The following is a 14504-nucleotide window of genomic DNA, read 5'->3' as shown; positions in this document are numbered from 1 at the left end:
CTTTGAAACGTTATTTGTCCGGTTTTACCGACAGATAGCGTTTTTTTTGTCGGCATTATTTAGAATTGAATATTTTGCTTCGAATAAATGAAATTAGAAGGTGTGTTATTTTTCTGTAAAATATAAAAGTTTAAAAGGAAGGTAATGAAATGAGTTGATTTATTCTTTTTATGAATGAAACTAATAATGAAAAATTTCAATATGGGAAAATTGCTTTGTGACCAAAAAGAGAAACAATGGTTGTGGATTGGTATTTGTTTGATTGATCATCGATTATCGTTTTCAAGAAGCTTAAGGAGTGTGATATCTAATGAATATTTCACGTTCTCCTCCTAATTGTTCTGTTACTTTACTTTAGCGCATCAATAGAACAAAAAATTAGAAAAGAGGTAATGAATAATGGAGTTAAAACATGTCATTCCAAACATGGAAAAAACTTTTGGAAATTTAGAATATGCAGGAGAAGGTAAAGTCGAACAACGACGAATTAATGGACGTATGACCACTCTTTCACGGAGCTATAATCTTTATTCAGATATTCAACGTGCAGATGATATTGAGGTCTTTCTCCCACAAGAAGCTGGGGAAAAATTCTTTGAACATGAGGAAAAAGTAAAATTAGTCAATGCACGTATCACCGCAGAGGGTTATAAAATTGGAGAACGTGGTTTCACAAATTATATTTTACATGCAGATGACATGGTAAAAGCATAAGGAGGAAAAAGAGATGAGATTAGCTCAAGGAATTGTCATTGATAAAGAAAAGACATTTGGTTTATTAAAATATTCTGCATTACGGCGTGAGATATTTTTACAAAATGAGGATGGTACGGTATCAACCGAGGTAAAGGAACGCACCTATGATTTAAAATCGAGGGAACAAGGACAAATGATTCAAGTAAGTATTCCTGCTTCCGTTCCCTTAAAAGAATTTGATTATAATGCTGAAGTAGAAATCATTAACCCTGTCGCAGATACAGTCGCAAATGCAACATTTCGTGGGGCAGATGTTGATTGGTACATTAAAGCAGAAGATCTAGTCTTAAAGGGAAAAGCAGCAACACCAACTAGTAACAATCCAAAGTCTACCCCTACTAAGGAAAAGTAATGAAAACTTTTAGAAAACGAGGGAAACGAATTCGAGCGAGTGATGTATCCCTCGTTTTTCAATATGTAGTCTTTGGGCTGGCTGGTGTATGGCTTATTTCCTTTATCCCTTTTCATCTGCCGTTTTTACTTTCTACAACATGGCAGCTTGATAACTTTCAAACACATTTTATGAGTACGTATGGATTGATTTCATTTGTGATTAGTTTAGTGATAGTAGCTAGCTGTGCTTTTCTTTATTATCGCTATCGGTATGATCGCATCAGGCAAGTTATTCATCGTCAAAAACTCGCTAAAATGATCTTGGAAAATGGTTGGTATGAAACGAAACAAGTACAATCAAGTAGCTTTTTTGAAGACATACCAAACGGAAAAACAAAAGATAAAATTAGTTACTTTCCTAAAATGTACTATCGGCTCGAAAAAGGATTACTTTACATTCAAACAGAAATTACACTTGGAAAATATCAAGACCAATTACTAAATCTAGAAAATAAACTGGAAAGTGGTTTGTACTGTGAGTTGGTGTCGAAAGAGTTACATGATTCTTTTGTGGAATACATCTTGCTCTATGACACAATTAATAGTCGGATTTCTATTGATGAAGTTATTGCACAAAATGGTAGCTTAAAGCTCATGGACGCGATGTATTGGGAATATGATAGCCTCCCACATATGTTAATTGCTGGTGGTACTGGCGGTGGAAAAACGTACTTTATTCTCACACTGATTGAAGCACTATTAAAAACAGATGCAAAGTTGTATATCTTAGATCCGAAAAATGCCGATTTAGCGGATTTAGCCACGGTTATGCCTAATGTCTGTTATAAAAAGGATGATATGACAACTTGTATCGACCAATTTTATGAAGATATGATGACACGAAATGAAAAAATGAAACAAATGCCGAACTACAAGACTGGAGAAAACTATGCTTATTTGGGTTTGCCTTCCCGCTTTTTAATCTTTGATGAGTACACATCATTCATGGAAATGATCGGCAAAGAAAGCATAAAAGTGATGAGTAAGCTGAAACAAATTGTTATGTTGGGACGACAAAGTGGCTTCTTTCTTATCCTTGCTTGTCAACGTCCAGATGCAAAATATCTTGGGGATGGCATTCGAGATCAGTTTGATTTTCGGGTTGCTTTAGGTCGTATGAGTGAGCTTGGGTGCGGCATGATGTTTGGAAGCGACGTACAAAAACAGTTTTTCTTAAAGCAGATCAAAGGACGAGGATATGTTGATAAAGGCGATAATGTCATTTCAGAGTTTTATACACCACTTGTCCCGAAAGAACATGACTTTTTAAATGAAATTGCAAAACTAGCTCAATAAGGCTGCCCAGTGCGGCGGCGTGCGAAGCGAAAGCCGACGTGCTGGGCTAAGCCTGCGTGGCGACAGCCACGCCTTAACCCCCCATTTCTAACAGGGGGGTAGAAAAACAATAAGAAACTGTTCCAAAAGCCTATAACACTTGATGGCACAACGGTTTGGAGCATATGAAGAAGATGTCAGCTTTTAACCTTTAGTTGACATCTTTTTTTAGTTTGGAGGAATGCACATGAATAAAGTACCTTGGTATCAACGATTAAGAGAAAAACGATTGGAATATGGTGTATCGCAAAATAAATTGGCTGTTCATATTGGCATTTCAAGACAATATATTAGTGAAATTGAAACAGGAAAAGTAACTCGACTCAAACATTACAAAATGCTCTGTTCGATATTTTAGAACAATTTAATCCAGAGGCTCCATTGGAAATCTTGTTTGATTATATAAGGATTCGATTTTTAAGGACAAATCCGAGATCTGTTATTGAAGAAACTTTGAAACTCAAAATGGAATACATGTTACATGAAGATTATGCGTTTTATTCTTATATGGAACAATACGTTTTTGGTGATATTGTCGTCATGGTTTCTCCAGATGAAGATAAAGGATGCTTACTTGAACTCAAAGGGAAAGGATGCCGTCAATTTGAAAATTTTTTATTAGCCCAGCAACGAACATGGTTCGATTTTTTCTTAGACGTGTTCCGTGTCGGTGGGGTTTTCAAACGAATTGACCTCGCGATAAACGATAAGACAAATATATCGGACATTCCGTTTCTAACTAACAAATGCCGTAATGAAGAATGCATCTCTGTTTTTCGAAGTTTTAAAAGTTATCGTTCTGGTGAACTTGTACAGAATGAAGAAAAGCCTGACATGGGAAATACGTTATATATTGGTTCTTTAAAAAGTGACGTGTATTTTTGTGCATATGAAAAGGATTATGAACAATACGTGAAACATGGCACATCGCTTGAAGATACAGCCGTGAAAAACCGTTTTGAAATCCGTTTAAAGAATGATCGCGCTTATCATGCGATTGTCGATTTAATGATGTATGAGGACGCTGGACGAACCGCCTTCTCGATTATTAATCGGTATATTCGTTTTGTCGACAAAGACGAGGAAAAACGTCGTAGTAGTTGGCAAATGAATAAACAATGGAAACGATTTATTGAATTAGGGGTGAATAGAAAAATTTCTTTAACAACAAAACCTGAACCTTATACGTCTGAAAAATCACTAAGATGGCTTGCGCGACAAGTCGCCTCCTACTTGGAAATTAGCGACTAAGATAGATGAACTCAATCAAACCAGTGTAATTAACGACATGTTGGAGCAGGTAGAATTATCTGAACGTCATCAAAAGATACTCATGCAACAAACTATTCCTATCGAGAAAGTGATTCAACCATTATCAGATAGCGAATGACTAACTTATGGAGGGAGAAATTCAAATGAACTTTGGTCAGGATTTGTACAATTGGCTTCTTAGTAATGCGCAATCTTTAGTATTAATGGCAATTGTTGTGATTGGAATTTATTTAGGATTTAAACGAGAGTTCTCCAAACTAATTTGCTTTTTAATTGTTGCCTTAATTGTGGTGGGATTAGTCTTTAATGCAAGTGGTGTTAAGGATGTATTATTGAATTTATTCAATAGAATTATAGGCGCTTAAACGCTAAGATTTATAGCAAGTATTTGATATCGATTGTTAGTTCATTTGATTCAGTTTTAATCTATTCATTCTTTTTTAAATATTCCCCAGAAATATAGTATAATATTGTTGCGTGTGGCTAGATTTTTTCGCTTGTGTTTCGCAAGTGTTGACAAAAATGGTGGGAACAATAGCTTCTCCTATTCCAAATATTTATTATGTCGGTATACTTGCCGATATGTCTTATTAGCTTCGCATAATGAGTAGCCACACGCTTATAATATGAGGAGTTTTTATATGAAGGAATTTTACGATATTAAAACAAGAAATGAATTTGCAGATTTTCTGAATATACCTAGGAAACAGCTTAGTTATGTATTGTATGTAAAGGGAGTTAATAATCTATACACTTCTTTCGAAATACCTAAGAAAAATGGTGGTATCCGTAAAATTGATGCTCCGTTAAAAGAACTTAAAGATATTCAAACAAAACTTGCTAAGGCATTGTATAAACATAAAGCAAAGGGACGAAAGAGAAAAAATAACATCTCTCATGCTTTCGAAAAAAACAAAAGCATTATAACAAATGCAAAAATTCATCGAAATAAAAGGTTAGTATTGAATATTGATCTAGAGAATTTTTTTGAAAGTTTTCATTTTGGCCGTGTTAGAGGTTTCTTTAATAAGAATGTTAATTTCTTACTGCCTATTGAAGCAGCCACAGTTATAGCACAAATATCATGTTATGAAGGAAAATTACCTCAAGGGGCTCCAAGTTCTCCTATTATTACGAACTTAATTTGCGAGATACTTGACTTCAGGATAATGAAAGTCGCAAAAAAGTATAAATTGAATTGTACCCGTTATGCAGATGACATAACATTTTCGACTAATGATAAGAAATTTTTGAATCTACAGGAGGAATTTTATAAAGAAATTTCTAATGAGATCATACGAGCTGGATTTAATATTAATGAAAAGAAGACAAGGTTGCAATTTAGAGATTCCAGGCAGGTTGTAACCGGACTTATTGTTAATAAGAAAATAAACGTAAATAGAATTTATTACAAAGAAACTAGGGCAATGGCTCATCAACTCTATAAACAAGGAAGTTTCGAGATTAATGGTGAACCCGCTACTCTTAATCAATTAGAAGGAAGACTTTCTTTTATAAATCAACTAACTTGGTATAATAATAAAATAGATAATGTCAAACATCATTTTAATAATTTAAGTTCAAGAGAACGTGAATATCAAAAATTTCTGTTTTACAAATACTTTTTTTTTAACCCAAAGCCATTAATTGTGGTGGAAGGTAAAACAGATATAGTTTATTTAAAGTCAGCTTTAAAAAGTCTTCACAACCATTATCCTGATCTAGTAACCAAAAATAATGATGGAACGTTTGAGTATAAAATATCATTTCTAAACAAAACAAAGAGGTTAGGGTACTTTCTGGGAATTTATCAGGACGGAGGAAAAGGGCTAAAAAATATATACAATTTCTTTAGTTCTAAAAAAGGGTCCCCTAATTATCTAAGTTATTTTAAGAGAATAAGTAATACCTTACCAAATAATCCTGTGATTTTAATGTTTGATAATGAGATAAAAAGTGGAAAGAAGAAACCTATCGGTGATTTCCTTAATCATGCGCAAGTTAATGATGAAAATAGGGAAATATTAACAGACAGATATATGGTTAATATTACTGACAATCTATACTTGTTGACTGTACCACTAATTGGTGGAAAAGCTGAATGTGATATAGAAGATTTATTTGATGAGTTTACCCTTTCCCAGAAAATTGAGGGAAAAGAATTTTCAAAAAAGGATAAGTATGATGTGACAAAATACTATGGAAAAGAAATCTTTTCTAAATATATTTTGAATAATTATACAGATATAAATTTTAATGAATTTAGACCGATTTTAGATAACATAAATAAAATAATAGACATATACACGAAGGGACTTGTAGGTAAAGAACCTATTTTGGATATAAAAAATGAAGATAAAAATAATGCAAATAAAATACCTATAGAAGTCTAGTATATATCGGTAGTATATTTAAAATGTGGTTTATCAAACATCGAAATAAAGGCATTTAAACTTTTTTATGACGGTAAAATCAGGCTGCGGAATTTCCATACATTTGCTCAAATTCATTTGGCGTATAGTAGCCCAAAGTCGAATGGATCCGCTTAGAATTGTAGAAGAACTCGATGTATTCAAACAGCGATTTCCTCGCTTCTTCCCGTGTTTTATACTTTGTTTGATAAACTAGCTCACGCTTAAGAATACCGTGAAAGGATTCAATGCAAGCATTGTCGTAACAGTTTCCTTTTCGGCTCATGCTGCCTATCATATTGTATTGTTTTAGTAGCTTTTGATAGTCACTGGAAGCGTACTGGACACCACGATCTGAATGATGGATAAGCCCTTTTCCTGGTTTCTGGCGATAGTAAGCCATTTTTAATGCATTTATTACGAATTCTTTTGACATGCTTTTATCCATGGCCCCCCCCACGATTTTACGCGAATACAGGTCCATTACACTTGCTAGATAGAGCCACCCTTCGTTGGTCGGGATATAAGTAATAACTGTAACCCAAGATTGATTTGGTTTGTCCACCTTAAATTGTCTGTCCAATACATTTTCGCTTACAGGATGTTGATGTTTGGAATTTGTGGTAGCTTTATATTTTTTGATTGTACAAGACTTCCAATTATTTTTTGGCATAATGCGAGAAACTGTTCGTTCACTAACCTTTATACCACGCTTGTTTAGCGTTTTTGCAATTTTAATACTTCCATATCGTTGCTTAAATTCTAGATGCGTTTGGAATATTTTTTGTGATAGTTTTTCATGCTTTTTTTTGGCAGTTACTTTTGGGGCGATTTTAGCCATTTAAAATAGCCACTTTTAGAGACTCCCAGGACTTTGCACATCTTCTCCACTCGGTATTGGGAGCGATGATGGTGAATAAATTCAAACTTTACCGAGGGCTTTTCGCGAAGTAGTGCATCGCCTTTTTTAGAATTTCGTTTTCCTCCTCCAGATCGCGTAATTGTTTTTGCGTAGCCTTTCGTTCAACCTCTGGGGTATAAAACGTTTGTACAGCTTTTACTTCAGGTTGCTCGCTGTATTTTTTAATCCAACTATATAAGGTATTCGTATTCACCCCGGTTTCCCTAGCTATTTGTGCTACTGGTTTATTGTTCTCTAGAATATACTTTACTGTTTCTTTTTTAAACGTTTCATCATAACGTCTTCCATTTTCTTTAGCCATATAGACACCTCATCATTGTTATTTATTTTTATTATAACAATCTGTGTCCACTTTTTAGTCTAGCATCAGTGCACCAATAGTTGATTTTGATGAAGTTATTCAATGGAACTTATCTCTCAATTCTATATTACGAGAAACTGATTTCAGAATCATTGCTGTTTCTGAAGATGAAATAAATACTTTGAGTTTTGATACAATAAATGAATTTATAGAGAGGCTATCAGCTAATGGAGAATTATTAATTAAATCAGCAAATTCATTGGACATCTTTTTTCCGGAGTATGATAAAGATACTCGTGAAATATTTCAAATTCCTGAAATTATGAGATGGTTAAAACATTCGATAGATAAGGGAGTACCTTGGTTTTATTTTTTAAGTACTAAAAATAAAAATAATGGACTACATCTTCTAATTCATTCTTATTGTTCCAAGAATATTTTTCTTTAAAAAAGACGCTCAGTTATGAACTTTGGGTTGCAATATATGAAATTTGGTTTATCATCTTAGAATATTGAATTTGGAATCAGAATTTAAAGAAGTAACAAGTATTTGATTAGGTGCAATTGCACTTTTATTGCACTTTTTGTTATTTTCTATACAGTTTATTTGTTTTTATATGTTCCCAAACGCCTTGATTTTACAGCATTTTCGCTTATAAGCTGTACGCTTAAAACAGAGTGGGAGTAATACGCAAGTTCTTAATGGCCTTGGTAATACAGGGCCTTTAAGTTTTTTTATTGATTTCGGTAGACGTTTAAATTCAGTATTTCTCAATCAATACGCCCAAAAGAGATGCTTAGGGTTTAGCCCATATCAGATATAAATAGCCTCCAAAGTGACGTTCTTCCCGAATGATTTTTAAATTAGATTTTTTAACTATGTCAGTCATGTTCCTATTCTGGTGACACCCTGTAAGCTTGAGCATTATAGGATTCAAGATTTTTTGTAGCCATCCCAATGTTTTGTTTGTGCAAAGCCCATGCTCTAACAAAAGAATATTTCCTTCTGGCTTACACCATTTTTGAAAATTATTTAGAACATGGATAGGATCTTGATAAGCGCATAAACTTCCAGATGATACGATCGTATCAAAGCTATTTGCGCTAAGTTCAATAGATTCAACATCTTCTTGTATAAATGTTGTTTTAAAAGGATAATTTTTTGCAGCATTCTGTGCCGACTTTAACATTTCATGGCTAAAATCTATTCCTGTTAATTCAATATTTTTATTGTAGAAGGGGAAATTAAGTCCAGCACCAATTGAAACTTCTAATACTTTTCCTTCAGCTTCTTGAAAAATTCGTTGGCGAAACTTATAAGCATGATTGTTTTTTCGTCTATTACTATATTTCTTTGCTTGCTTATCAAATTTCTGAATGAATGATTGATGATCCATACCATCGCTCCATTCTGTCATTTAAATCATTTTTAAAACCAGGTGATTCATCATATTTCTCTATTCAGATGTACTTTCTTCATGTGTATGAATTAAGTCAATTAAATGACTGATCGCTTCGACTACCTCATCTGAACAGTCAGTATGGATTGTGGTATGTCCAGCACTTCTGAGAATACGATGTTCTCCCCTCGGAACCGAATTTGCTAATTTTGTGTAAACGGTATTTTTAATGTGATTGAATGGATCAAGTGTATCACGAAGAAATGATTTGCTTGTGATTGGAGTCATGAATGGGTCGATTCCCATCGCTGTATACACGATCAACGGAATATCTGGCAATTTTCCTCCTTTACGTATTTCTTCATAGATTTGGCTATTTAAGTTTTTTCTTTCTGTAAACGTTTTAGATAATGTCTTGAGATGATATTCAATTAGTAATTCACGGATTTCGTCTGGCCAAGTTGCAAACATTTGATTAAATAAAGCACGAAAGGATTTTTTGTAAGTTAAGAGTGCCCGAAGGATAGTAAAACTCTGCTGAAGGAGGTAACGTTTTTTAAACTTCGGTGTATTGGTGCGAAAGTCCTCGTGAGGTGGTTCTAGCAAAATCATCCCAGCTACCTCATCTGGAAATCGTTGAGCATACCGCTGCGCGTAGATTCCGCCCAGCGAATGACCGACGAACAGGTAGGGAGCTGGAACACCAGCGGTATGCAATACATTTCGCAATTCATCAGTGACTTCAACGGCATTTCGAGGAAGCTTAACACGATCGCTCCATCCAGTTCCCAATCGATCATAAATGACTGATGTTGTATATGTACTAACTTTATGATGCAGATTCAGGTAATCAAGTCCGACCATCCCGGCAGCTGGTATGAATATTACTGCAGGACTTCAAACCCCAGAACAATCAAGTAGCAAACGACGTCCCTCTACATTGTAGAAACTTCCAATCGGTGACTCACTGTCTAAGGAAACAGACTTATCAACTTGCAGTTTTTCTGTATCATCTACCATTTGAAACCTCCTACTAGTTATGTTTTCGTATATTAATAGAATATTCATTCAATAGAGCCTGTTACAGTTCTTTACGAACATAGAGAATGTATAAATTCTCATTATATGTGTACACATTCCCACTCCTTTTCTGAAAAGTAGTTGGGTAGTCCAGATACATTCATCTATAAAAGATCTTCTTGAGTTCATTAAGATAACCATCTAGATCTGCAAGCACTTTGTCATAATCTAATTCAGTAAATTCTAAGTTCCGAAGATCTTCCAGAATCTGATTTGTAAAACCAACATTCGCCCAAAAGATAACCTCTTTGCATCTTTCAAGGTTCAATCCTTCTCTGAATTTAGTTTCATCAACAATTTCAAACATTTCCTCTTGGCATCGTGCGAGCTTTTCATTTACTCTTCCTTCTAGATTCTTATTGATTTCATCGGAATTCGTAGTGCCAGTAATTTTAATAAAGTCAAATATCCAAGGATGCTGTTGTAGTAACTCAATCTGGAGTATATATGATTGTCGAATCCTTTCAAAAATATCTTTTTGATTCAAATCCATTAAATCAAGATATTCTTTATGAATCATGTCAGTGCAATAATCATAAAGGAATAGAAAAAGATCCTTCTTGCTCTTTATATAGTGGAACATGAGCCCCTTTGAAATACCAGCCTCTTTTGCAATAACATTCGTTGAGGCATCATCAAATCCTTTCATGGAAAATTCTTTTAGTGCAGCATTTAAAATAGCACCTCTTCTTTTGGGTTCCAGATTCAAAATCTTTAATTGCATGACAATCACCTTTGCGGATTTATTAATTGATCTGTTAGGTCAATTAACTTTAGCATGATTTACCTATAAGGTAAATAAGTTAAATTAGGAAAATATGATAAAAATGATTTGTAACGTTTTTCGAAACAGCAATAACTGGATAAGAACTTTTTGTTGCACACCTCATATCATTGATAACTCGTAATATTTGATTGGAAAAACTCGATTGACTTCCTAAAAGACCTTCACGCCTATAAATATTTTATAAATTCAGACAAATAAAACTAAGTGTAATGAAATGAATAGATGGTAGCCATCTTTTTTGATCATACTTCCCCAGATGGAGCATATGAGGAAAGTGTCGTATACAGATGCTTTTCTCTATCTCACTTGTCTACGGGTGTAATTCCATATCGAGAAGTGAAGGGGGAGGCACCTATTCTATCAAAGAGACTTCCTAATTTTAAATTTGTGATGTAATTATTTTTAAACATATCATTTTTCAAATATTCACCTCTAATCTCACAATAAAACGTCATCTGTCGGTAACCATTATTTTTTATATCATGTTATAAGTATTGATACTCCCTTTAAAATCATGATTTTGCTCTATACTTGGCATCGTGAAAGTAGAGTGGAAGCAAGAAGCTAACTTGATTTAATTTGGGAATGCCTATTTAACAGCATTTAATCCAATAAAAAAACGGATAAAAAGTATAAATACTTGGTTTCCTACCAAAAGAAGCTGGAACACAACTAAATCATCTGATGAAAAAACGAACAATACAGTCAAACTTCATTCAATAGGAGTTTTCTTCCATCTCCTATTGAATGTTAGTTGAACCAATCGGGCATTTAGGTGCCGTTTTCTCCCACTTGGACCTTTTGTATTCACTCAAGATTTTGAAGTGGGAGTCTTACGGCACCTTACATGCCGGATAAATGGTCCCAGTGTATCATACGCAAGCTTTTAGCGTAGTCAACATATGTAGACTCCTGCGGGAATAGGCTCGAGCTGAAGATCCCGCAGGAAAGCGATCTTTGCTTTCCGAGGAAGCTGAAGCCGGGCCCGCGGAAAGCGAAATATGTTGACGTAGCGATGATTGGGATTTTTTTACACAAAACACACTAATCTTAGTATGTTTTAGCTAATCGACTTAATAGTTATAATATTCTAGAGATAATAAAGTTGATGGCTGTAAGCGCAAAAAATCAGTTCCAATTTTATTACTTCTTTAATGTTGCATTTAAAATTCGTTTAATTCCTACATACCAATGACTGAAGCCTTATTTATACTCACAAAAAATTGATGTACGGTGTGAGGATGAATAGGTAATTTTTTAATTATATTTAGTACCTTGTTGACTTACTCTATGATTGTATATCATAAAAATTAAATTTTTTTTAATAATCATGTATTACTGTATAGACAAGAACATAAATCAAGGAGGTCGGAAGTATGGTAAAGGTGTTTATAATGCTGGCAGTTGTTTCGTTTTTGCTATCCGCTGCCTTATTTATAGTAGAAATTGTTAAAAACGGTTTTAAGGGAAGTAATTTTAAACCAGCTTTATTCTTATTCGCTGTTTATATCTTTAGTGTGATTTTACTTTTAATTGTCTATAACAATTAGGGAGGATAATATGATTACTTTAAAAAATGTTCGTTTCAAAGTGGGGAAACATAACATCCTAAATAACATAAATATGAAATTAAAAAGAGGTAAAGTATATGGACTATTAGGTCCCAATGGGGCAGGGAAAACCACGTTATTTAAGGCTTTATTAAATGTAATAGAATACAAGGGGGACATTTTCAAAGATTATAACCATGTGACAATAGGTAAATTAATTGAATATCCTGCCTTTTATCCAAATTTAACTTGTGTAGAAAACCTAAAGCTGCATGCCTCATATGCTGATATAGAGTACAATGATTCAATTGTAAATGATTTATTAGGAATAGTTGGCTTACCCGATGCGAAGCATAAAAAGTTTAAAGAATTATCTATGGGGATGAAACAACGATTGGGTGTAGCAAAAGCGCTGATGGGAAATCCAAATTTATTACTGTTGGATGAACCTACTAATGGATTAGACCCTATGGGGATGAAAGATATGCGAAATCTCATCGAACAGAACCTAAAAGGCAAACAAAGAACCATTGTCATTTCTAGTCATAATTTAAATGAAGTTTCTTTCGTTACGGATACTTTCCTATTTATGAGGGAAGGCAAAAAAATATTAGAAATTGATAATAACGAAGATATATATATGTTTGGTCGGGTGCAACAAATACCTGATCATCAAAACGTTAAACAAGCTATTACTTTATTGGAAGATAATAAAAAAGAAATCTACTTTATTTTAAGCGAAACCAATTTCAATAATCTAAAGACGACTAACGATTTTGTATATAGTGATGTGCAAAACCTAACTTTGGAAAACTTGTATATCAAGTTGATGTCTACAGATTTGATAGAGGTGAAAAGCTATGTTTAAGTTGATTAAAAATGAATGGATTAAAGTTAAAAGTGAAAAGGTAATACTAGTCATTGCAGTACTTAGCTTGATTCCTTTACTCATGAACTTCGCTAATTTTGCTATAAATAATAAAGATATAAGCTTGGATAGTGGTTTTTACTTTACTTATTATAATCAGTATTTCATGATGTTACCGATCATTTCTAGTGTGTTAATCTCCTTTATTTTTTATATCGAATTCAAGAACAAAATGTATTTAGATTGGATAACGTATAATATTCCACGTTATCAATTACTTTTTTCAAAAATACTTGTCTCTACAATCATTATGTCAGCCATTTGTGTAATGCAATTATTTATTTTGTCTGTTTTCTATTTTGTTATAGACGGGAATATAGAGAATATTCTTCGCTTAATATCCTCTTATATAATCCTTAATATAATAGTGATTACAACCATTACACTAGTGTTTGCAGCTGTCATCCAATTAACTAAGAATATAGTAGCAAGCATATCTATTGGGATAGGTGTTTCTTTATTGTCAATGATTCTAATGGCGGCACCTTTTTCCTTTTACATTCCGACAGCATTTGGGTATAGACTCGGACTATTCGTCATTGATAATGGATACTATTATGAGGGAGGCATGACTCCCACTATTATAGGCATAGCCCTGTTATTTTTAATAAACGCCATTATGCTAATGATCAACCTGAGATTAATTTATAAAAAGAATTTGTAAGGAAAGAAGGAGTCTGATCGTGGAGAATATACTTAAAAAGTCAAACATTTTTGTTCTCGAAGATGATCCAGATATATCAAAGTTTCTAAATATATTCTTGAGTGATTATTTTAACAAGGTGATTGTGAAAACAGATAATCGATTTAATTATTCGGATTTAGACAATGTCGATATTTTTTTGTTAGATGTCGAGATACCGTTCGATAGTGGATATGAGGTCTGTAAACGGATAAAAATGGTTTATCCTAACAAGCCTGTCGTTTTTCTCACGGCGCATAGTCAACTTGATGATAAAATCAAAGGCTTAGAATTGGGTGACGATTTTATACCTAAACCCTTTGAACCTTTAGAACTTATTGCGAGGCTTAAAAATCTATTGAAGGACAAGTATGGAGACCTTGTCTATTTAGATGGAATAATAGTCGATAAACGGGCACATTTAATTGTAGATAGTGTAACGGGAAACAGAATACCATTAAGTGAGACTGAAAATAAGATATTCTTTTACTTGTTTGATAACATGAATATTAGTTTATCAAGGGAGCAAATAATAAATCATGTGTGGGGAGTAGAAGGTCGTAGCCGTCAAGAAAATTCCCTAAATGTGTATATAAATAGTTTAAGAAATAAAGTGGATATTAAAGGCAAGTTAATTCAAACTATTTATGGTTATGGATACAAATTAACAGATCAAAAGGAATGATG

At 33.6% G+C, this 14504-nt stretch carries 15 protein-coding genes and 1 pseudogene; 10 read left to right on the top strand and 6 right to left on the bottom strand.

Going from position 1 to position 14504, the window contains the following annotated elements; all coding sequences use genetic code 11:
* The first annotated feature begins 399 nt into the window (after positions 1-399).
* The 6 genes and pseudogenes from NST31_RS05630 (at position 400) to NST31_RS05605 (ending at position 6149) form a co-directional block, all read left to right on the top strand.
* Positions 400-714: a YdcP family protein gene (locus NST31_RS05630; protein ID WP_057988515.1), complete on the top strand. Its 315-nt coding sequence runs from the start codon at positions 400-402 to the stop codon at positions 712-714.
* A gap of 13 nt (positions 715-727) precedes the next feature.
* Positions 728-1108, top strand: a complete 381-nt coding sequence (locus NST31_RS05625) for a YdcP family protein (protein WP_339164449.1) — start codon at positions 728-730, stop codon at positions 1106-1108.
* Positions 1108-2445, top strand: a complete 1338-nt coding sequence (locus NST31_RS05620; RefSeq protein ID WP_339164448.1) for an FtsK/SpoIIIE domain-containing protein — start codon at positions 1108-1110, stop codon at positions 2443-2445. The genes NST31_RS05625 and NST31_RS05620 overlap by 1 nt, the downstream gene beginning before the upstream one ends.
* 226 nt (positions 2446-2671) lie before the next feature.
* Positions 2672-3874, top strand: a pseudogene (mobT, locus tag NST31_RS05615) (MobT family relaxase).
* 25 nt (positions 3875-3899) lie between these two features.
* Positions 3900-4121 (top strand): hypothetical protein, encoded by a 222-nt coding sequence (locus NST31_RS05610; RefSeq protein ID WP_339164446.1) that lies wholly within the window; start codon positions 3900-3902, stop codon positions 4119-4121.
* A 276-nt stretch (positions 4122-4397) separates the two neighbouring features.
* Positions 4398-6149: a retron Ec67 family RNA-directed DNA polymerase/endonuclease gene (locus tag NST31_RS05605; protein WP_339164444.1), complete on the top strand. Its 1752-nt coding sequence runs from the start codon at positions 4398-4400 to the stop codon at positions 6147-6149.
* Between the two features lie 79 nt (positions 6150-6228).
* Here the strand turns inward: NST31_RS05605 and NST31_RS05600 are convergent, their stop codons facing one another.
* The 6 genes from NST31_RS05600 to NST31_RS05575 all read right to left on the bottom strand — a co-directional run bounded on the left by NST31_RS05600 (position 6229) and on the right by NST31_RS05575 (position 10594).
* Positions 6229-7008, bottom strand: a complete 780-nt coding sequence (locus NST31_RS05600) for an IS3 family transposase (RefSeq protein ID WP_339164443.1) — start codon at positions 7006-7008, stop codon at positions 6229-6231.
* An 88-nt stretch (positions 7009-7096) separates the two neighbouring features.
* Positions 7097-7390, bottom strand: a complete 294-nt coding sequence (locus NST31_RS05595) for a transposase (RefSeq protein ID WP_339164441.1) — start codon at positions 7388-7390, stop codon at positions 7097-7099.
* Between the two features lie 797 nt (positions 7391-8187).
* Complete coding sequence (locus NST31_RS05590) at positions 8188-8787, bottom strand: class I SAM-dependent methyltransferase (protein ID WP_339164440.1); 600 nt, start codon at positions 8785-8787, stop codon at positions 8188-8190.
* A 60-nt stretch (positions 8788-8847) separates the two neighbouring features.
* Positions 8848-9669, bottom strand: coding sequence for an alpha/beta hydrolase (locus NST31_RS05585; RefSeq protein WP_339165485.1), 822 nt, complete (start codon positions 9667-9669; stop codon positions 8848-8850).
* An 18-nt stretch (positions 9670-9687) separates the two neighbouring features.
* Positions 9688-9810 (bottom strand): hypothetical protein, encoded by a 123-nt coding sequence (locus NST31_RS05580; RefSeq protein ID WP_339164439.1) that lies wholly within the window; start codon positions 9808-9810, stop codon positions 9688-9690.
* 160 nt (positions 9811-9970) lie between these two features.
* Complete coding sequence (locus NST31_RS05575) at positions 9971-10594, bottom strand: TetR/AcrR family transcriptional regulator (protein ID WP_339164437.1); 624 nt, start codon at positions 10592-10594, stop codon at positions 9971-9973.
* Between the two features lie 1439 nt (positions 10595-12033).
* On the opposite strand from NST31_RS05575, the gene NST31_RS05570 reads away from it, so the two are divergent.
* From NST31_RS05570 to NST31_RS05555, 4 genes are read left to right on the top strand one after another with little or no spacing between them, the layout of a single operon-like run.
* Positions 12034-12207 carry a hypothetical protein gene (locus NST31_RS05570; RefSeq protein ID WP_339164435.1) on the top strand — a complete coding sequence of 58 codons (174 nt, stop codon included), beginning with the start codon at positions 12034-12036 and terminating at the stop codon, positions 12205-12207.
* A gap of 10 nt (positions 12208-12217) precedes the next feature.
* Positions 12218-13075: an ATP-binding cassette domain-containing protein gene (locus NST31_RS05565; RefSeq protein WP_339164433.1), complete on the top strand. Its 858-nt coding sequence runs from the start codon at positions 12218-12220 to the stop codon at positions 13073-13075.
* Positions 13068-13799: an ABC transporter permease gene (locus tag NST31_RS05560; protein WP_339164431.1), complete on the top strand. Its 732-nt coding sequence runs from the start codon at positions 13068-13070 to the stop codon at positions 13797-13799. Before NST31_RS05565 ends, NST31_RS05560 begins: the two co-directional genes overlap by 8 nt.
* A gap of 19 nt (positions 13800-13818) precedes the next feature.
* Entirely contained in the window at positions 13819-14502 is a 684-nt protein-coding gene (locus NST31_RS05555) for a response regulator transcription factor (RefSeq protein WP_339164430.1), read from the top strand.
* Positions 14503-14504: the final 2 nt, after the last annotated feature.

Origin of the sequence: Siminovitchia sp. FSL W7-1587 (assembly GCF_037963795.1) — a bacterium.
GTDB classification, from domain to species: domain Bacteria; phylum Bacillota; class Bacilli; order Bacillales; family Bacillaceae_C; genus Siminovitchia; species Siminovitchia thermophila.
Note: the sequence above shows the minus strand (reverse complement) of the source record. Positions and strands in the feature narration are given on the sequence as shown.

What these genes read in the sequence shown, in the direction of transcription:
- NST31_RS05630 (WP_057988515.1), top strand. Translation starts at nt 400, where the DNA reads ATGGAGTTAAAACATGTCATTCCAAACATGGAAAAAACTTTTGGAAAT.
- NST31_RS05625 (WP_339164449.1), top strand. Translation starts at nt 728, where the DNA reads ATGAGATTAGCTCAAGGAATTGTCATTGATAAAGAAAAGACATTTGGT.
- NST31_RS05620 (WP_339164448.1), top strand. Translation starts at nt 1,108, where the DNA reads ATGAAAACTTTTAGAAAACGAGGGAAACGAATTCGAGCGAGTGATGTA.
- NST31_RS05610 (WP_339164446.1), top strand. Translation starts at nt 3,900, where the DNA reads ATGAACTTTGGTCAGGATTTGTACAATTGGCTTCTTAGTAATGCGCAA.
- NST31_RS05605 (WP_339164444.1), top strand. Translation starts at nt 4,398, where the DNA reads ATGAAGGAATTTTACGATATTAAAACAAGAAATGAATTTGCAGATTTT.
- NST31_RS05600 (WP_339164443.1), bottom strand. Translation starts at nt 7,008, where the DNA reads ATGGCTAAAATCGCCCCAAAAGTAACTGCCAAAAAAAAGCATGAAAAA.
- NST31_RS05595 (WP_339164441.1), bottom strand. Translation starts at nt 7,390, where the DNA reads ATGGCTAAAGAAAATGGAAGACGTTATGATGAAACGTTTAAAAAAGAA.
- NST31_RS05590 (WP_339164440.1), bottom strand. Translation starts at nt 8,787, where the DNA reads ATGGATCATCAATCATTCATTCAGAAATTTGATAAGCAAGCAAAGAAA.
- NST31_RS05580 (WP_339164439.1), bottom strand. Translation starts at nt 9,810, where the DNA reads ATGGTAGATGATACAGAAAAACTGCAAGTTGATAAGTCTGTTTCCTTA.
- NST31_RS05575 (WP_339164437.1), bottom strand. Translation starts at nt 10,594, where the DNA reads ATGCAATTAAAGATTTTGAATCTGGAACCCAAAAGAAGAGGTGCTATT.
- NST31_RS05570 (WP_339164435.1), top strand. Translation starts at nt 12,034, where the DNA reads ATGGTAAAGGTGTTTATAATGCTGGCAGTTGTTTCGTTTTTGCTATCC.
- NST31_RS05565 (WP_339164433.1), top strand. Translation starts at nt 12,218, where the DNA reads ATGATTACTTTAAAAAATGTTCGTTTCAAAGTGGGGAAACATAACATC.
- NST31_RS05560 (WP_339164431.1), top strand. Translation starts at nt 13,068, where the DNA reads ATGTTTAAGTTGATTAAAAATGAATGGATTAAAGTTAAAAGTGAAAAG.